Source organism: Legionella parisiensis, assembly GCF_001467945.1.
Taxonomy (GTDB): domain Bacteria; phylum Pseudomonadota; class Gammaproteobacteria; order Legionellales; family Legionellaceae; genus Legionella; species Legionella parisiensis.
Genome location: NZ_LNYQ01000012.1, coordinates 628,092 through 647,247, shown reverse-complemented (window position 1 = coordinate 647,247; position 19,156 = coordinate 628,092). Strand labels below are relative to the sequence as shown.

Sequence of the window (19,156 nt, the reverse complement as noted above, 5' to 3'; positions counted from 1 at the left end):
AAGATAAAAAATATTCAAATTATACTATAATTGTCCAACTTAATCCAAAAATTGATTATGACCTTATTATCGCCACTGCAATAAAATTTATTTTTATAACACCCACCGATAAATCCTGGTTGCAAGCAATAAGGATCTCCATTTTATTTTCTCAATTACAAGGTACGCTCTGAGGCCTTGTTTTCATTAATTGTCTTTTCGAGGATTGCTTTTTTATCTGGCCATTGCTGAATTAATGACTTGTTCAATTGGGAACAATGTTCAGCTAGCCAAGGCCCCACTTGCACCAAGAGCAACGGTATTTTAGGTTTGACGCATGCTTCAAATTCTTTCCGCGCTTCTTTTTTACACAGATCCTTATTTTCGAGGCAGTTTTTTATAATATCATCGGTTAATTGCCGCCAATTTTCCGGTGGAGCCACTCCTAAAAAAGAATCAGTCATGATTTTTGATAAAATATTGTGGCTCATCGATGTAAATTTTGGGGGATCAATTTTTTCTTCGCAAAACTCATGCCGTAGAAGTTCATTGACTTGTTTTCCAATCCGCTCGATTTCATTTATGTTGAAACAGGGGGTTAAATTAGTACCCGCTTGTGGGACAGGTTTTGCACTGAGTAAATTGCTGCTTAAAACAAGACCTAGACATAGTAATATCCTTATCATGTTTTCATCCTTAATTAATACCCTTAAATGAATATAGAAGAAAAATCAGAAACATGCTATTTCACGAGGTTATAGCGACTATGCGCCTACCTGCGCTAAATTAAAATTCAGACGAAACGATCTTCTTCTGTGATTCAATAAAATTCTGATATTGTTTCTCGATTAAAAGAGCGAGGTTTAAATCCTTAATTTGTATTGACCACTGCGTCCCCACACATGAACGAGGAAAGGTTTGGTACTTATTATGAGGAAACCGTTTTACCATTAGAACGATCATTAAGAGAGAAACTTGCCCCCAAATTACAGATCAAAAACAGAAACAACGCTCCACCATTAAAGTAACCAATTTAATGGCAAGACCCATAGAGCACACTTAAGAACACTTTATGGAACAGATACTCGAACAAATTTGGAACTGTAGAACATCCGAAGAACGTTGATGCATGCAGCATACAAGCAACTAAGCAAAGAGCCCCTTGCTTTAAAGCTAGATGAACATCATATGCAATTGATGGAAATACACTCGCAGTTATCAAGTTTTAAAACTCGCTTCCAAACTTTCTTCAACAAATTAATTAATCCGAAAGATAAAGAGGTAGACCTGCCAAAGTGACTACAGATGTGAATAAATCAATAAGTTGCAGTGGTCATGATGGGCAGCAAACAAATTACGGCCAGTGTTCTGCATGGGTTTCAGCTATCTGCTAAACTCATCTGCAGAGGGAGGCTCTGATGACCACAACATTTTTATTTTAAAATTACCCTCATCTGAATCAGACGATATGGCTAAACTCCCATCTTCCAAGGTCTTAAGGCTGAAGGTAATTTTGAGCTCCTTGGGTTTCTTCTTTGTCGGAATTTTATCGACTGAATCAACAAAGAAACGAATGACTTCGGGTAACACAGATAAGGAGTCTTTAAAATTACCGCTACCCTCTCCCGTGCTTCCTTCCTCTACTTCAATGAGTATAGAAGTATTGCTTCCAGCAAATGATTTATATTTAGGCATCGTCGTCGTCATCCTCAGTAGTGCCAGCTTCAAGATCCGGCAATTCCATATCACTTTGCAACCATACCAGCGTGGTTGGAACCTTAAACATCCAGGCCTCAGGGTCATCCGGTGCGATAACTATATCCTCGTTAATATCACCAATCATGCTTTCATTTTGTAATTCAGCAACATAGTCTTTATAGAGTTTAAATTCAGACTCTGTATTATCTTCTACGCCGGGGGCCACAACTGTTCCGGAAGGGTCAGGGGGATCAAATTGCGGTACATCACCTCCAGGCCACATTTTACCGGTCAGTTGATAAAAGAGGATGGCTTTGGTTGCCTCAATGCGCACAGGAACAAGCACGCGCGCAGCACCAGCACGTAAAAAATCTGCAAATAAAGGGTCGTTATCTTTAATTGGATAAATATCAAGCCAATATTTTTTACGCCCCCAGTAGTAAGGATAAAACTCATAGGTCATGTTCTTCCAATCAAATGATTGTTCCAAAAATTGGATTTCTGGAGTCATTTCTAAAGCATTATCAACATGAATTTCTGGGTAATTATTGGGGACATTCGCGTTGGTGTTGTGAGTTATTCCAGGTACGGCATTATATTTAAAACCAGTCCAGAGGGTAATACACCCTTTTTTTAGTTCCTCTTTTTCAATAGTGCGATTAAGAAGAGGATTGTTTCCGCCAATTTCAACACCCTCTTGCACTTGTGCTGCTGCAAGACGCTCTTCATATTCAAGCCTTTTTTTATTATAGGCAGCCATAATCGTCTGATAGGTTTTAAGCCGCCATTCATCTTCATATTCCTGGGTTAATTTGCAAACGATCGCAATGCTTATCATCAGGGAACCAATTCCATGCCCCCGTACACCAATAGGAAACATGCCGCTAATAGCGGGTATGCTTAAACCATTTGAAGTGGATTCCCCCTCATCACGACTCAGCACATGCACAGACCGATGGATGGAAAAACGATAAACGTCTCCTGCTCCGCCAAAGGTATAATACCAAGAGCTGTTACCGTAAACGTATCCGGGAGGAATTTCCAATTCGCTGTCTGTAAATACCCATTGTTCTTCTGCAGTTAATTCCCGACCCAGGACCCGTGAAACAATCACTTCTTTTCTCGGTGGAGGTGCAATTTCATCTGCACCATAGCTCTGCGCTAAAGCAAGATAGTTGGTACGGGTAATATGATGGGGACCTAGAGGTTCATTTGACCCCGGATCGACTGGCGGCAGGGGCTCTTCAGGGAGTATTTCATTATCAAGTGTATGATGTCGTGAAAAAATATAAAATGCGGCGGGTTCGGGTACCATAAATTCATAATATAAACGTTTACCATAGTTCACGACTTTAGCTCGGTAATATTTATCAACCCAACGATAAATACCACTTTTATTTTCGCCATCCGTATTCTCAAACTGATGATAGTTTTTTTCTTCAAATTCATCTAAAGTTCGGATTACTCGTTCTTCCCGAACACGCTCAACCAAGCTTTCTAAAGAGTGTTCCACTACTTCCTTGGCATAATTGACGGCATTAAGATCAGACTCAGTTTTGGAATTGCTCGTTGAAAATTGTGTTGAGACACCGATTTGCACAGGCCCAAACCCAGCCGAAATTTCAGCACCGACCTGAAAACGTGTTTCAGATTGAATGGTTTTTTGAGTTTCCTGCTGCATTTCAAAGCGCTCGGTAGTTTGCAGATCACGCTTACTCTCTTCCGTGCGTTCAAACTCACTGCTTATGGTTTCTTCCATTTGTCGTAAACGACGGTGATGACGGCCACGGCTTTCTGTCGCCATGACATTCTCGATATGAGCAACTTCTCCAGCAGCATAGCGGACGAGGGTTTGCTTTACCACCTTTAGATCGGCAATGCCAATGGGTTTAATCTTCGGTTTGGTCATTTGTTGCATCCTTTCTACGTACGATTACAGGGACACCCCTAACCAATGTAACTCGTTTTGTATACTCTAATTTAAAAACTTCACTCTCCAGTTCCGCTTCCTGTCTTTCTAATAAGGCACTGAGTTGGGTTGCGTCATGCGTATCCAGGGAGATACCCAAACGTTCTAAAGTCTTTGCTGCATCGCTGCCAATTTCCTTAGCTGTAAGTATCCAGGGTGCTTTTTTCGTACTTATTGAGCCCCCAGAATCTGGAATAGGTTTTGTTTTTTCTGATTCTTCTTTTTCTGTAACTTCAGCCAATTTGGCGTGAAATACTTTGACGATTTGGGTACGTGTTGCCTGTAATTGTGCGATTGCTTTTCTTGCATCAGCAATTTTATTGCTGATGCTCAATGGAATTGAGCTACTGCCTGTATTCTGCTCCGACTCTTTAGTATCTTCTGTTGTTACTGCCTGCACCAATTGATTGGGCACAGCGAAAGACCATTTATTAAAATCGTTGATTAACTCTTTGAAATCATCTCCAGCCACCAATCGTTCTAAAAAATGCCAGAATCTAAGCCAGAATTCGAGTACAGGGCGATCTTGGGCGCGTCGATCGATTAAGGTAATATTACTGTAATAGCTATGCCACAATAGTTCTTTTAGCTGCTTAAATTCCTTACTCCCTATAAAATTTTCCAGGGAATCAAAGCTCGAATTAATTTGTTTTAATAAGGGATTGAAAAAGGATTTGAATTGAGTTTCATTTTCAGAGATTTTCAAAAACCTCAGAATTTCTGCGTGCCTAGCTAAAAAAGGTTGCCAATTGGGGGCACGTAAAAAATAAGTGGATGAGTCCATAAAATCATTGGAAACACGGCGACGTGCGTCCTCCAAAGAAACATTATTTGTTGCCAGCCCTGTTATACGATTCACCCATTGGTGACTATCAAAATTAATCGTACGCCTTGGTGTTGATTCCTCAATATCAGGGTTTCGGATCACAGCGAATTTGAATAAAATTTCCGTTTTCATCATTTTGAAGTATGTCTCATCATGAGACTTTATAGTCCATAATGAACAAGTATAGTTCGCAAAAAGGATTTTTCAAACAACAGGATAAGGATATGACTGCTTACGAAAATTTTTCAGCCGAAATAAGTAAGAATAAAATCAAATTAAATTTTGTCTATATTTTAAGCGGAAAAAAACTGGTTATTGAGCTAAGTGATTTACGTGGCGCACAGGCACAAGGACGAATGCCGGCTTATTATCAATATTTGGAACCTACATCTGATCGACCGTATGCCATTTTTAAAATCATAGCAGGGCCTGGCGTAAGTATTACGTTCAGCGGATATCCACCTGAGCCTTATGAAGCCAATTCATTTTATCCTTTAATTGAGATCATTAGAGTACAAGATCCTGAACTCGTGCCTACCATTGGCACAGATTTTAATACCCATAACTTGCTTGGCGAATTCCAAGTAAATCCGCCTGAACCGCCACAAGGTAAAGATGTTGGCGATCTTAAGAAGTGGTATCTGTATTCGATACCCTCCAGTAATTTTTTTACGCTTTCACCACTTAGTAATGGAATTATTATTCGCCATCAGCAATCAAAGCAGGATTTGATTATAACCGTACCACGTCATAGTGGTGATATAGAGTTTTTAGATTTGTTAAACCAGGTTGATCAAGTGCATTCGGATGCACAATTTGCCTTTCAGATTAATGCAAAAGGAAGCATGGATGCCAAGCGCGGAAATAAATTTAGTAATATACCTCTGCTCGAAATAGTGAAAACACCCGCTGTTAAAATCGAATTAGTACGGGAACCCATTTATTATACTCCCGGCAATGTATTGCTCGGTGGTAAAAAAACCTCAAGTGCCGGGAGTTTTTTTGAAATTTATGAAACAGAAAAAATAGCGAATGTCCCCACGCAAGGGCTGAAATTTAATGAGATTAAATCCTACTGGCAACACCTTAATCCGAAGACAATCCCAATTATTCAACCGATAGTACTTAGTCCTGAGCTAACGGCCATCGATTTGGCCGTTCGTTTTATACCCGCTATTGGGGATGTAGTTGATATTGCTGAATTTACCAAAGGTTGGTATAGCGGCCGTGATTTATACGGTCGAAAACTATCGAGTACAGAAATTGCAATACTTGGTCTCGGAGCACTGCTTCCCTTCGCCGCAAGCGGTGCTGCCCGCAGTGTTGCCGTATTAAGACGCTCTTTTGGGCGTAGAGCAGAAAAAACAGCACAATTACTAGAAAAAATAAAAAAAGGTGGAGTAAATGCAGAAGATGCGAAATTGATTCGCGAAACAGAAAAAAGAATCAAGAAAGGGCTTGCAGCGACCGCGCAACAAGTGGAAGAACTGAGCAGAATCTATAAAAAAATTAAAAGCGAACCACCCACTGTTGATGAGCTACTCAATGTAGATGGCACGGGATTTATGCATAGTGAGCTGCAAGAGGCTTATCGTGCCTATACAAAAGGTAAATCAAGCCCTGAAAGCCCCCGCAAATGGGCCCTGGGTAAAACGCGAAATCCTGAGGCAATAAAGCTACTCAAAGGTTTTTTAGGAAGCGACTATGTAAGACGCGCCAAGTATAAACTAAGACAAACACAGCATCTTATTAATAATTTTGAAGTGCCACGGCCAATGGACTTGTCAGATGACGAAGCTATGCAATTATTAGCGAAATTCTTCAAGCAACCCCAAAAACTTACAGAGCGGCTTGATGATATCTTTCCAACTACTTTTGCCGGCATTAATCCTAAAGAGGTATTAAAAACGTATCGAATTCGCACAGCCACCGTCACTCAAGGGAGTTTCAATGTTCTTAAAGGCAATTTAGCGGAAATTCTTTCAAAAGAAATCAAACTAAAACATCTTGATGAAATACGCAAAGCGGTACCCGATGCCAAACTGATTAGCGGCCTTAAAATTCAATTAATGGAAAATGGGAAACTCAATCCAGAAAAATTATTTGCTGATGATGTAATCGCTGTCATTGAAAAAGGCAATTTAAGAATTCTCAAATTGTATGAGGTAAAATCAGGTTTTCGAGGGGGGCACGAAGCAACCGAGCAGATTTTTGACTGGATAGAAGGGCGCTTGCCTCATGCAGAAGGCAGCAGATTGCTTCTGCCCAATGGCCAACACTTTACCTACGATCCTGGCAGTATGGGAAAAGGCCGTGTCATTGGCCTAAACAACGCTCCTCGTTGCATTATAACAGCGAAAGGTGCGTCGCATTTAGGAGTGGATTCCAGCATGCAAGTAGCTGCAAGAACAGAGCGTATCGAACTTGATATCACCTCAAAGCAAATGGAAGAAAAGTTGAAGAAACAATTTTTCACGGAATATCTTGAAGAAGTTGCTCGCAGGAAACAGTTGGCTGATTTTAGTCAAGAATTTATGGATGAATTAGCAAGTAGAAAAATAAGAACAGAGTTTAGTAATGAATATCAGGAACAATTGGCTCGTAAAAAATCAAGTGAAATCCTGGTGGATGTTATCCCTGTACCACAAGTGGAATACCTTGAAGATGTGACCTCCTCCCAACTTGATTATCTTGTTGCAGAAATTTTCAGCAAGGTCACGATAAAGTAAGAGAACCGCACACTTTTTTGACCCAAAAACTGTTCATTCAGCCTCTTGCTGAATTAACGAAATATAATGTCGCTATCATCAGATTTTATCTCACGAGAAAAACCACGCCCATGAGCAAGATCGCATAAATCCTTAGTTTTTTCCTTTAAACAATGTGCTAGAGAAAGCTTTTTTTGCAAAAACCGACTGGTATTTATGGCTTCTTTCGAATCGTCGTGTGCCCAATACGCCATAGTCATTAGAAAAATAAGTGTCAAGCCTGTTTCTTCAATAGCGCGGTGGTAATAAGTCGCTGAGCGTTGCGCTGCTTCTCTCCACCATTGTACTGTTCTGCTCACTCGCAAAAGCGCAGGAAATTGCACATGAATATGCCCCACCTCCAGCTGTGACCAAAGCATTTGTCTCACAACATTACGATGGGTTTGCAACACTTGAAACCAAGACATTAAGAGTTTATGTAAACGCTCAGGGGTATTTAGCCCTATCATTTCTGGCTGCTCGGCCCTTGCTAACATTGCTTTGTCCGCCCTATCGAAAAAAGCATCTATCAATTCATTCTTTTCACGGAAACAAGAACGAATATCCTCTAGATTAACGTTAAGTCGTTTGGCGATATCAAAGAGCCTCACGTTCTCCCATGAAGTCTGCTCCGCAAGAGAGAGCGCAGCATTTACAATTTCATTGGCGGTTACATGCACTTTTTTCATAATTAAAATCCTTTTTCTCAAACTCTATACTATAGGTATAGGAGCAATTTACTGCCTTCTCAACTTAAAACACGCAGTCATGACATGAGTTAATTTTTCAAACTGCTACAAAGTGAGTGCTGTACTATGATAATCAATCAAAAGTACACTATGTCTTCCTATGAGCTAGACAAATCAACATTTATTACAGGAACGATTGTTATAATTTCTTGTGCACTTGTTAGCCTTGGCTAACTTGCTGCAATGTTCTGTGCAAGTGGCATATTTTCCTTTTGAGCACGCGATAAGATCATAATCAATAAAAATACGCCTTTAAGATCATAGACTTATGAAAAAGACTTATGAGGATCAATAACAAATTTTTTTGGTGCTCCATGGTCAAATTCAACGTAAGCACGGGGTGCCTCATCTAAAGTAATAACAGAAACATTGACCGCTTTTGCTATTGGAAGCCGGTCGTTTAAAATAGCCATCATTAAACCATAATTATATTTCATTACTGGCGTCTGGCCTGTAGCAAACGACAATGATTTGGCCCAACCTGTACCCAAGTGCAAACTTAAAATACCTTTTTTTGCTGCTTTGTCTACCGCACCTGGATCTGCTGTGACATATAAACCAGGGATCCCAATAGCACCAGCAGCCCGGGTTACCTCCATCAATTGATTGAGAACCACAGCAGGTTCCTCAATCGTTTTTCCATCTGCATCGTGACCTCTCGCTTCAAAACCAACGCAGTCAATAGCACAGTCAACTTCAGGTACCCCTAAAATTTGCTGAATTTGTTCGCGCATAGGCACATCCAAAGAGGGATTGACCGTTTGACAGCCAAAGCTTTTGGCATGAGCTAGCCGATCTTCGTTGACATCACTAATAATGACCACAGCTGCGCCAAGGAACAATGCAGAAGCAGCTGCAGCAAGACCAACAGGGCCTGCGCCCGATATAAAGACCGTTGAGCCTGATTTAACACCCGCGTTGATACAGCCGTGGTAACCAGTAGGTAAAATATCAGACAGACACGTTAAATCACGAATTTTTGCTAGAGCCTGATCTTTATCAGGAAATTTTAATAAATTAAAATCTGCATACGGAATCATGACATATTCTGCTTGCCCCCCAATCCAGCCGCCGAGATCGACATAGCCATAGGCACCTCCTGCACGCGAGTCATTCACATTGAGGCATACGTCCGTGAATTGCTCTTTGCAATTTCTACAACGTCCACAGGCCACATTAAAGGGAACAGAACAAAGATCACCTATTTTTATAAACTCAACATCGGATCCGGCTTCAATCACTTCACCGGTAATTTCATGCCCTAAAATCATTCCTGCTGGAGCTGTCGTTCTTCCTCTCACCATATGCTGATCACTACCACAAATATTAGTAGATATCACTTTGAGTATTACTGCATGATTGATTTTTTTTCCTTTAGGATTAACGAATTTGGGGAAATCGATTGCATCAACTCGAACAGTTCCTTTACCGGTATAAATAACACCGCGATTTGTTTGCATTCCATGCTCCTTAAAGATTAGGTATTAAATTTTTTGATAAAAATCGAATAAAATTTCATTCCGTTCAAACACCTTCGGCTCCTCATTTAATTTTAGCTCTTTTTGTCTTGTTTTCTATCATTTTGTTCACAGGATTATACGCTGTATCTTACCTTCCACACTTTATGCGCAGAAGACAGCTCCTATATCCAGGCACAACCGACTGGATGCCCGTGCATAAAGCACGGCAAATAGGGCAAAGATAAGTAACAGAGTAAACACTTCCAATAGTAAGTAGCAAAAAATATTTACTACAATCATTAGTGTACTAAGATATAGATATATATATTTATCCTCTATGCAGGTACGTTATGGAAAACTATTTGATAAAAACCCCGCATCTTGGTTTGCGCTTAATTAAAAAAGGGGATGACAAGCATTTAAAGCGTATAGAAAGAGATCCCGCAGTTAAAGAGTTTTTTCCTGAAGGTTTGTTAAACGATAAAGACATCAAGGATTATATTGACGAATGTCTGGTTGATTACCAAGAGAAGCGTTTACCATGTTTTGTTATTTTTAAGCTATCTAATGACGAATTCGTAGGGGAATCCTATTTCAACCAGCTGGAGTCTGGAGAAATAAAAGTAGGATATCTCTTACATCAAAAATTTTGGCATAAAGGGTACGCAACAGAAATATTAAAAGCGCTTTTGCGCTGGGCAAGGGAGAATATCGAGACAAAATATATCATCGCCTATGCCGACAGAAAGAATACTGCTTCATTCAGGGTCATGCAAAAATGCGGTATGAAGTATTATAAAAAAGGGCACTATAAGGATATGGCTTGTTATTTTTACCGCATTCGTAATCAATAAATTTGAATCTGTTTACATTTCACTCCCTTGGGGAGCTACACAGAAAAAAGTGATTACATTCTTTAGTACTTTTTCACAGAGGTTAAGTTGTTCAATCGTTATAAATTCATTTGGATTATGTGCCTGTTTAATATCACCAGGACCACAAATCACAGTAGGGATATGTGCATTTTGAATGATTCCTGCTTCTGTTCCATAAGAAACTTTTAATCGCTCCTGTATTCCGGTCACAGCACGAACTATCCTCGTGATCGATGAGTCCTCAAGAGCACGAAATCCAGATGCATCAGAGGTTTCATCAAAATAAATCATTGCTTCGGAGTAGGTTTTTCTCATCTCAGGCAGCAGCTCATTATGAATATAATTTTCAATTTGACTGCGAAAATTTTCAATGAGAAATTGATTGATATAACGCACTTCAAGAATAAATTCACACACTCCGGGAATTACATTTGTTGCATTGCCGCCACTAACAATATTAACGGTTATCGTACTGAATGGACAATCATAATCATTATCAAACGGCCCATTTTCTTTTACATAACGAGCAATAGAATTAATATAAGAAATTAAACGACTTCCATACTCGATTGCATTACATCCTTCAAAAGCAAGGGAAGAGTGAGCTGCTTTTCCCTGTACCTGACAATGGTAAAGCTTTCTGGATTTTCCGCCTATTATTGGTCGCATATTAGAAGGCTCACCAACAATACATCCCTCAGGACGAATGTCATGTTTTTTAAGAAAATCAATTACATAATTCACGCCGATACAACCTATTTCTTCATCACAGGTAAATGAAAAGTGTATCGGCTTCAACAGGTTCAACTTTTTAAACTCGGGAACAAGAGCGAGAATGACCGCAAGAAATCCCTTCATATCACATGCCCCACGACCATAAATTTTATTATCAGACTCTGTGGCTACAAAAGGATCTGTATTCCATATTTGCCCTCCTACAGGAACCACATCAGTATGACCTGAAAGAAGAATACCTCCTTCTTTTTGATTATTTCTTGCAGGAATTGTTGCAAATAAATTAACTCTGGATTCTGTCGGTCCAGGTATAATTTTCGAATAAATGTGATGTAATTTAAACCAGTTATCAATGCTTTCAATGAGCTCCAAATTCGAAGTCTTAGAAATCGAATTGAAACGGATAAGCCGATCCAACCATTGTAACGTATCCATTACCATCCTTGATTGAATAATTAATAATCAATGTGGACCACAAAATATAGCGTGTCAAGCAGTTGTACTCGCATACACGTCAAAATAAGCGTGTACAAAAACTGAAAATTATCATTAATACTAAGCAATAAATCGCTGCATCATCCTTTATATAGATTATAATTAACCAAAAGGAATTATTTTCGCGAGGAGATTTATGAAAAATCTTCGTTTTAAAAAATCTACAGTTGGATCAATTGGTGTTGAATTGGAACTTCAACTTATTGATCCGAAATCTTATTCGTTAATTTCCAAAGCCAAGGATCTGATTAGAAATATTAAAACCGGTCCGAATCAAGTAAGAATCAAACCTGAGATAACGCAAAGTATGATTGAAATTAATACCTCGATTCATCTGTCGCCACAAACCATGCTTCAGGAATTATTTGAATTAAAAGCCTATTTGTTAGAGCAAGCATCGAGCCTTGGAATTACTATGTGCGGTGGTGGAAGTCATCCTTTTCAAAGCTGGGCCATGCAGAAGATATTCCCTACATTAAGGTATAAAAATATTTCAAGACGATACCGCTTTTTATCCCAAATGGCGACCGAATTTGGTCAGCATATCCACATAGGCTGCGGTAACTCGGAGAATGCACTTTACCTTACCCACGCGCTTTCGCGATATGTGCCTCAATTAATTGCCCTATCCGCCTCTTCGCCTTTTTACCAGAGTGTCAATACTAACTTTTGTTCATCCCGCTCTATCATGTTCAATGCATTTCCATTAAGCGGGGCTATACCCTACTTAATCAATTGGAACGAATTCTCGGACTATTTTTATAAAATGCGGCACCTGGGTATTGTCACATCCATGAAAGACTTTTATTGGGATATCAGACCAAAACCCGAATTTGGCACAGTTGAAATAAGGGTTTTCGATGCTCCCTTAAGCATCAAAAAAGTCGTTTTAATTACCGCCTATATTCAAGCTCTGGCCATTTATTTATTAGAAGAAAGGCCCACGCAAGTAAGCAATGATTTATATTATCTCTATAATCAAAACCGATTTGAGGCCAGTCGTTATGGTTTCGACGGTACTTTTATTAATCCTTATACAATGAAACATGGTTTAATTGTTGACGATATATTTGATACGGTTGAGAAAATAAAAAAATATACGAGTCAATTAGGAAATACTGACTATGTAGCTCAATTATCGGATGACGTAACCAATAAAATTAATGATTCCTTTTTGCTACTACAAATATTGAAAAAAGTAGGCTCCTTACCTAAAGTTGTTGAAGAGCAATGCAGAATATGGTCCGAAGAGATGAATCAGCAAGAATATCATTACTGAGGATATATCAATGGATACTATGGTGATTGAATCAGATGAGAACGAGTTAAATCTTAATAGGCAGCTGACCGATAGCATAGGTGACTTTCTGAATCCGATTGAGCTGGAGCTCCTGCTGAAACACGCCAAAATTTCTTCATTCACTGCAGGTGAAACTATTGTACATCAAGGAAATGAAACCGATGGAATCTATGTCATCCTTGAAGGGGCGGTGCGTATAACCGCACAAATAATGAGCGGGGGCGTCACCAATATGGAAATACTTCAGCCAGGCCATTTTTTTACGGTAAATAGTCTTATTGAAAATACAGCTGCCTCTACATCCTTTATCGCATCCGATGCAGTTCTCTGTATCCATATATCAAATAGTTACTTTGAATTGCTTGCTGATGATTTTCCAGAAACTCGTTATAAGATATTACGGGTGGTTGCACAACAGATTTGTAACAGCTTAAAAACAACACATGACATCATTACTTCATTTATTTCTAATTCGGATATGACGAGTTTGTCATTTTTTGAAAGAATTATTCATTCATTAAATCAACCCAAGAAAATTATTTTTGAAGAAAGTAATATCAATAAGAGAGAAATAGAGAATCTACTTGCACTTAAATCATTTACTCAAGATGAAATTGCTATCTTACTCAAACATTTCATTATTTTGAATGCACCAAAAAATTGCAAACTGGTCAATGAAGGAGATAACACTGCCTCATGCTATCTGGTTATTTATGGTGCAATTCAATCCTGCATCATAAAAGACAGTAAACTCGCAAAACTATCGGTGATTGGCCCAGGAACATTAATTGCCAGCATAGGTTGCATTGAAAATAATGTATTGTTTAATTTTACATATGTTACCTGCGAACATACCGTTTTATGCAAGTTGTCTGAGGCAACCATACAACGGATTAAAGAAAACAATCCTCTGCTTTGGTATAAACTGTTTAATTTAATTTTTAGCTCGCTGGTAGCTCTGAAAAAATCCATTTATAAACTGGACATAAGACTCCACATAGAGAACTATAATAGGTAACATGATATGTGCAGAATATTAACCTACCTTGGTAAACCGATCCTGGTTGAAGAACTGCTCTATAAGCCAGATAATTCATTTATCAAACAAAGTTATAATCCCAAATATATGTCCCATTTACTTAATCTGGCAGGATTTGGTATGGCCGCATGGGACCATACATCACCAAACCCCCAATTGCCTTATTTATACAAGACAACGCAGTTGCCTTTTTACGATGGTAATCTGTATAACCTCGCCTCTAAAATTTCGCCTTATTGTCTATTAGCGCATTTACGCGGAGTTTCTTATCACGAAAAACAGATCATCTCAAATCAAAATGTACATCCATTCATTTTTTCAGGTTCGAATGTGGTGCTTGCTCATAATGGCTCGTTAAGCGATTTTGAACTCATGCGTTACGATTTACTCGAATATATTGATCCTGAATATGAAAAACATATTCATGGAACTACGGATAGCGAATGGATTTATTCTATTTTTTTATCTCAACTGCCTAATCGTGCAGGAAATTACGAAACTGAAGATATTATTAAGGCAATTATTGAAACTTTAAAAATACTTCATCATGTTCGTCAAAAAAGAAATATAAAAATTAATTCACCGGTTAATCTATTTATAACAAATGGCGAATTTATTGCTGCTACCCGATTTGTGCTGGATTATGGATGGCCAGAACCCGATGATCCATCTCCCTCTGCCCACTCCGGCTATCACTCATTATGGTATACCTTCGGCGATAGTTATGGGTTGTATGATAACGAATACAAAATGAAAGCAGGTACTAAAAAAAGCATAATTATATCATCTGAACCTTTGACTGAGGACACAACTACTTGGCTTGAGGTTCCCGAATATACTCTTGTTGTCGCAAGACAAGTTGGAGATGAAATTAATATTACCTCTCAAGATATTAACTTATAATTTCAGCCCCTGAGCAAGGAGTTATCTGGTAAATCCTGGTTGCAGGCAACCAGGATAAGCTTGGTTTTAGATAAACATCTGATTTCGAGTTTCCACTTTATCATTTGTTTGTTTCAACACAGATAAAGATGCAGGTTGCCAGAACATATCTCGGGGTAAAAAAGCAGATGGAGTTTTGTATTGCTTTAAGGTTTGCTCTTCTTTATCAATTAACAGGTCAATTAATACATCATTTGCGCTGGTTTGTGGACGGCGCAGTGCTGCGAATGTGGACGAGACTCTTATTTTTTCATTCAGCGGTTTAATCTGATTTTCGTAATTTTCCAGTTGTTTTACCAGATCAAATGTATCGCTTGAAATGGATGATTTTAAATAGTTACTCAGGCACAGATCTGAATCCAATTCAAGAAATACTTTGACATCAAATTCATCACGTAATTTTTTATCCAAAAAAATATCTGGCCCAAAAACGATGACATCGCCCTGCTCACTCTCTATAGCAGATAATAATGAATGGATAGAATTATATGCAGAACTATCAATTAAGGTAGTGTTCTTTTTATTTAATAAAGAATAACATTGTTCACTGAACGCCTTATAATCACTACCTACAGGACCACAAACAGCCAATATTGTCATTGAAATCACCATGATGAGTAAAAAAGCGGCAAGTATACTGCTTTATGAATCACTTTGAAACTATCCAATCAAATTATTACTTTGCAGGTTGAATCGTTTGACCTAATACAAGAGACTGGATAAGCACAGAGCTTGGTTGGTAGCTTGCAACCATGATTTAACTTTCCCTAAAGTGCTGCTAACGCCATTAAATTAATATATGAATTCACAATCTTATAGATATATAATAGGGAAAATGCTCAACCACTTTTAAAAAATGATTACTCTCATCACTGGTGCTTCAAGAGGAATTGGCAAAGCGTTAGCGTTGGAGTTTGCAAACCACGGCCATGATTTAATTTTAACCGCGCGCAATCAAAATTTATTGGAAGAGCTCGCTGATCAAATTAAAGAAAAGTATTCAGTCAAAGTAAATGTCATTGTATTGGATCTCAGCACACCCGGATCAGCTGATGATTTAATCAATCAAATCGAGACACTGAATATAGAAGTCGATTGTTTAGTGAATAACGCGGGCATAGGTTATCTTGGTGACTTCATTTCTATGGATGCCGAGTATTTAAAAGCGTTGATGCAACTCAATATGGCAACATTGACAATGCTCACTTATTATTTTGCCAAAAAATTTGTTCACAAAGGCAAGGGCAAGATACTCCAGGTGGCGTCTACTGCGGCCTTTCAACCAGGCCCTTTCATGTCGGCATATTACGCATCAAAAAGCTATGTGGCCTCTTTTTCGGAAGCGCTGGCTTATGAATTAAAAGGAACAGGAGTTACCCTTTCCATCCTCTGTCCGGGCCCTACTCAGTCAGATTTTTTTAAAGAAGCAGGAATGGAGAATAGCTTTTTAGCCAGGGGCTTCATTGGGATAAAATCTACAGAGCAAATTGCCAAAGCCGCCTATCAAGGCTTTAAGAAAAACAAACTTTTTATTATTCCAGGTATCATGAGTAAAATACTCGCTTCCTCCGCTAAATATACTCCTGATGCACTAAGTCTTAGAATTGCCGCTTTTCTTCATAGACGCAATCAGGAAAATACCTGATAACACTAGCAGCTAGACTACGTGCCAGCGGCGCCGCCAACACGAAAGTATTCATTGAAGACTGCTGGATAGATGGGAATTTCGCGGGCAATGCCCGGGTCATCCTGTACTCATCAACATTTAATGCTGTTCAAAATAATCGGGGGGTACGCCGTAAATAGAACAAAGCATGGGTTTATCTAATTTTTTTTCCCAGACAGGATTTTTAAGAACCTCCATTGCATTTTCATAACCTGTATTCATGCGATAATTAACTGCGGAGCGAACGAAGTTATAGTCTTTGAATGAATGAGTAAAGGGAGAGCCCCGATAAATTATATGCACCACACTGAAATGTTTGCTATGTCCCAATTCGAGTATTTTCTGAACGTCAGGATCTTTCCTTGCCTCCGGACTTAATTTTTCACCCAGAAACTGAATAGCCGCTTGCAAGTTTTGGCGGCTAGTATAAACATTAGTGAGTCGTCGTGAGTGACTGGCATAACGTATGTCTTTTTGCCTTTCTTCAAGTTCATCCATCGTTTGCGGCAATCGTCCTTGCAGACTAAAACAATCCACTACAAAACATAATGTATCCAATTCGGGTAGAGCATCCAGAACTGTCACAAGAGGCGTATTCGCATAGATACCACCGTCCCAATAATAATCATCACCGATTTTAACTGCGGGAAGGCCTGGGGGGAGTGCGCCGCTTGCCATGATATGCTCAGGAGTGATGGTAATTTTTTGATTATTAAAAAACTCCATCTCCCCCGATACCACATTAACCGCTCCCAAACAGAGGGTGACTTTTTTATCATTAATGCGATCAAAATCAATTAAACTTTCCAATGTTGTTTTGAGAAAGGAGGTATCATAATAGCTGAGTTTATCCGGTGTATCATAGGATAACGGCGATGGTGGAAAGGGACGGGGTTTAAAAAAGCCCTCCAGACCATTAAAGATCGTATTCATAGCACCCACGCGGTTATGAAAATGATGTAACAAATTTGGAACTTCAGCCTCATAAAATACATCGGTCCATATTTTAGGTACAATCGTATTCCAAAATGCAGTTAATTTTTCAATTTGCTGGTTTCTTGGATTCCCGGCAATAATCGCGCTGTTAATGGCTCCTATAGATACTCCCGCCAGAAAATTAGGATGATATCCTTTTTCATGGATTGCGCGAAATGCACCAACCTGATAAGCCCCTAATGCACCGCCTCCTTGAAAAACACAGGCAATCCGGTCATACGTTTGTTTGATATTATTTAAAGGCACTACAGGCTTATTTATGCGGCATAAAGGGCTTTTATGATGTCTTGATACTTTTTCTTTAATTTTCTTTCCCATACTTATCACTCCTTACCGTCCTTGTTCTTTACAATTATAATCGATAGCTGCAGATTTTTTACAAAAAAAATGACTCAAAAACAAATTCAAAAAAATTAGGGTCTTCTATTCACCAAAAACGCCAGGCAAAAGGAGAGCGATACATGGAGTTAAAAGATGCAGAAATGCTTTGCAGTAAGTGGCTTCCATCATGGACCGGCGGTCCAGAAGCAGTTGAAAATCTATTGTCTTTTTATAGTGAAAACACCTTTTATCTCGATCCAGTGATGAAAGAAGGTATTCATGGAAAAAAAGATTGTCCACAACGTGGCCTGGTTGCTTGCAACCAGGTTTTATCCTTTTTTATTCACCGTAGGATCTATTCTGTAAACCAGATAAGATATACGGTGCTTCATATCAGATTCGTGTCATGACGCAACACTGCTTTACCGAATCATCATTTGAATGGAATTCAGATTAATTAAAAAAGGAGTTTGTTATGAAAATAAACTATTTAATGGGCGCTTTGTTTTTGTCACCCCTTCTTGCTTTTGCTCATGCTGACAGCAATTCAGAAGGGCTCATTTTTTCTCCCTTGCCTAAGAATAAAAATACTATAAGCAGGCATTATAGTAACGAACAAGAACTACCTGATGTGCAGCAAATGATCCAAAGAAGCATTGATTTTCCAACGCAAGTCGTTCGTGTCCGCGGTAATGTTGCAGGATTGAAGCTCAGTTGCGAGGAAGTGGAAGATGAAATCGATCGCGTATTTTCAAAAAAAATCACTCCCAACCTGTTTACCTACAATATTTATGTCAACTGCGGCTATGATCAGGATAGTCCGGAGCAACATGCGGTAAATTTTTCTATTCAAAGTTATTTTGATCCATTAACTGATAAAGCCATTGATTATTTAAAAGCCTACCTGCAAAAATACAATGGATATAATTTATTCAATGTTGCAACATTACACATTGAAAATGCCAAAGGGGTTATTACATCGATGAATCTGAATGCGGGTTTGAAAAATAACCCCGATAAGCCTCCATTTGCGCTTTATAGCCAGGATCGAAGCAATTTTTATTTTAAAAGTAATTTCGACATGAGAAAGGAATTAATTGCCGATATTTACCAACGCTTTTATTCTAATGATCCCGAGATGATTCTACCCTTTTTAGACAAATGGATTTTCTCCTATGCAGGAGCAGTTTATTACTCTATTTTAAAAGCCTCCAATTATCTTGAGTTGCAACCTGAAAGAATATTTGTAATGGAAAATGAGGGAGATATCTTTGTATCCGATTTAAAATATTACTTTACCAATCTCTGCATGAAGAGAAATCCCAATAAACATTGCTTGTAACTATAAAATCATTGATA

The 19,156-nt window shown here is 38.7% G+C and carries 17 protein-coding genes; 8 read left to right on the top strand and 9 right to left on the bottom strand.

The genetic code is table 11. From position 1 onward, the window contains the following. Positions 1-155: 155 nt before the first annotated feature. From Lpar_RS05490 to Lpar_RS05475, 4 genes are all read right to left on the bottom strand, one after another. Positions 156-665: a hypothetical protein gene (locus Lpar_RS05490; RefSeq protein ID WP_058516978.1), complete on the bottom strand. Its 510-nt coding sequence runs from the start codon at positions 663-665 to the stop codon at positions 156-158. 697 nt (positions 666-1,362) lie between these two features. After that, positions 1,363-1,674 (bottom strand): CU044_2847 family protein, encoded by a 312-nt coding sequence (locus Lpar_RS05485; RefSeq protein WP_058516977.1) that lies wholly within the window; start codon positions 1,672-1,674, stop codon positions 1,363-1,365. After that, positions 1,667-3,586 carry a hypothetical protein gene (locus tag Lpar_RS05480; RefSeq protein ID WP_058516976.1) on the bottom strand — a complete coding sequence of 640 codons (1,920 nt, stop codon included), beginning with the start codon at positions 3,584-3,586 and terminating at the stop codon, positions 1,667-1,669. Before Lpar_RS05480 ends, Lpar_RS05485 begins: the two co-directional genes overlap by 8 nt. Next, entirely contained in the window at positions 3,567-4,607 is a 1,041-nt protein-coding gene (locus Lpar_RS05475) for a hypothetical protein (RefSeq protein ID WP_058516975.1), read from the bottom strand. The genes Lpar_RS05480 and Lpar_RS05475 overlap by 20 nt, the downstream gene beginning before the upstream one ends. A gap of 89 nt (positions 4,608-4,696) precedes the next feature. On the opposite strand from Lpar_RS05475, the gene Lpar_RS05470 reads away from it, so the two are divergent. After that, a complete protein-coding gene (locus Lpar_RS05470) occupies positions 4,697-7,201 on the top strand; it encodes a hypothetical protein (protein WP_058516974.1) in 2,505 nt (834 codons plus the stop codon). Between the two features lie 53 nt (positions 7,202-7,254). Here Lpar_RS05470 and Lpar_RS05465 read toward each other — a convergent pair whose 3' ends face one another. Both Lpar_RS05465 and fdhA read right to left on the bottom strand, forming a co-directional pair. Further along, entirely contained in the window at positions 7,255-7,908 is a 654-nt protein-coding gene (locus tag Lpar_RS05465) for a ubiquinone biosynthesis protein COQ9 (RefSeq protein WP_065236067.1), read from the bottom strand. 326 nt (positions 7,909-8,234) lie between these two features. After that, positions 8,235-9,428, bottom strand: a complete 1,194-nt coding sequence (fdhA, locus tag Lpar_RS05460) for a formaldehyde dehydrogenase, glutathione-independent (protein ID WP_058516973.1) — start codon at positions 9,426-9,428, stop codon at positions 8,235-8,237. Between the two features lie 350 nt (positions 9,429-9,778). On the opposite strand from fdhA, the gene Lpar_RS05455 reads away from it, so the two are divergent. Then, the gene (locus tag Lpar_RS05455) at positions 9,779-10,282 is read left to right on the top strand and encodes a GNAT family N-acetyltransferase (protein ID WP_058516972.1); all 504 of its coding nucleotides are present in this window, start codon (positions 9,779-9,781) and stop codon (positions 10,280-10,282) included. Positions 10,283-10,294: 12 nt separating this feature from the next. Here Lpar_RS05455 and argE read toward each other — a convergent pair whose 3' ends face one another. Next, the gene (gene argE, locus Lpar_RS05450) at positions 10,295-11,473 is read right to left on the bottom strand and encodes an acetylornithine deacetylase (protein ID WP_058516971.1); all 1,179 of its coding nucleotides are present in this window, start codon (positions 11,471-11,473) and stop codon (positions 10,295-10,297) included. 196 nt (positions 11,474-11,669) lie between these two features. Here argE and Lpar_RS05445 point away from each other — a divergent pair, with 196 nt between their 5' ends. The 3 genes from Lpar_RS05445 to Lpar_RS05435 are packed head-to-tail and all read left to right on the top strand — an operon-like array spanning position 11,670 to position 14,775. After that, complete coding sequence (locus Lpar_RS05445; protein ID WP_058516970.1) at positions 11,670-12,812, top strand: YbdK family carboxylate-amine ligase; 1,143 nt, start codon at positions 11,670-11,672, stop codon at positions 12,810-12,812. A gap of 10 nt (positions 12,813-12,822) precedes the next feature. Continuing rightward, positions 12,823-13,851, top strand: coding sequence for a Crp/Fnr family transcriptional regulator (locus Lpar_RS05440; protein ID WP_058516969.1), 1,029 nt, complete (start codon positions 12,823-12,825; stop codon positions 13,849-13,851). Positions 13,852-13,857: 6 nt separating this feature from the next. Beyond that, a complete protein-coding gene (locus Lpar_RS05435; protein ID WP_058516968.1) occupies positions 13,858-14,775 on the top strand; it encodes a class II glutamine amidotransferase in 918 nt (305 codons plus the stop codon). 66 nt (positions 14,776-14,841) lie between these two features. Here Lpar_RS05435 and Lpar_RS05430 read toward each other — a convergent pair whose 3' ends face one another. Continuing rightward, positions 14,842-15,414 (bottom strand): nucleoside/nucleotide kinase family protein, encoded by a 573-nt coding sequence (locus tag Lpar_RS05430; RefSeq protein ID WP_082650336.1) that lies wholly within the window; start codon positions 15,412-15,414, stop codon positions 14,842-14,844. 256 nt (positions 15,415-15,670) lie between these two features. On the opposite strand from Lpar_RS05430, the gene Lpar_RS05425 reads away from it, so the two are divergent. After that, complete coding sequence (locus Lpar_RS05425) at positions 15,671-16,459, top strand: SDR family NAD(P)-dependent oxidoreductase (RefSeq protein ID WP_058516966.1); 789 nt, start codon at positions 15,671-15,673, stop codon at positions 16,457-16,459. A 120-nt stretch (positions 16,460-16,579) separates the two neighbouring features. On the opposite strand, the gene Lpar_RS05420 is transcribed toward Lpar_RS05425, so the two are convergent. After that, complete coding sequence (locus Lpar_RS05420) at positions 16,580-17,794, bottom strand: patatin-like phospholipase family protein (protein WP_058516965.1); 1,215 nt, start codon at positions 17,792-17,794, stop codon at positions 16,580-16,582. A gap of 143 nt (positions 17,795-17,937) precedes the next feature. Here Lpar_RS05420 and Lpar_RS05415 point away from each other — a divergent pair, with 143 nt between their 5' ends. Together Lpar_RS05415 and Lpar_RS05410 are read left to right on the top strand one after the other, a co-directional pair. Next, on the top strand, positions 17,938-18,207 hold the full coding sequence (locus tag Lpar_RS05415; RefSeq protein WP_058516964.1) for a hypothetical protein: 270 nt from the start codon (positions 17,938-17,940) through the stop codon (positions 18,205-18,207). 65 nt (positions 18,208-18,272) lie between these two features. After that, positions 18,273-19,139 carry an Lpg0189 family type II secretion system effector gene (locus Lpar_RS05410; RefSeq protein ID WP_058516963.1) on the top strand — a complete coding sequence of 289 codons (867 nt, stop codon included), beginning with the start codon at positions 18,273-18,275 and terminating at the stop codon, positions 19,137-19,139. Positions 19,140-19,156: the final 17 nt, after the last annotated feature.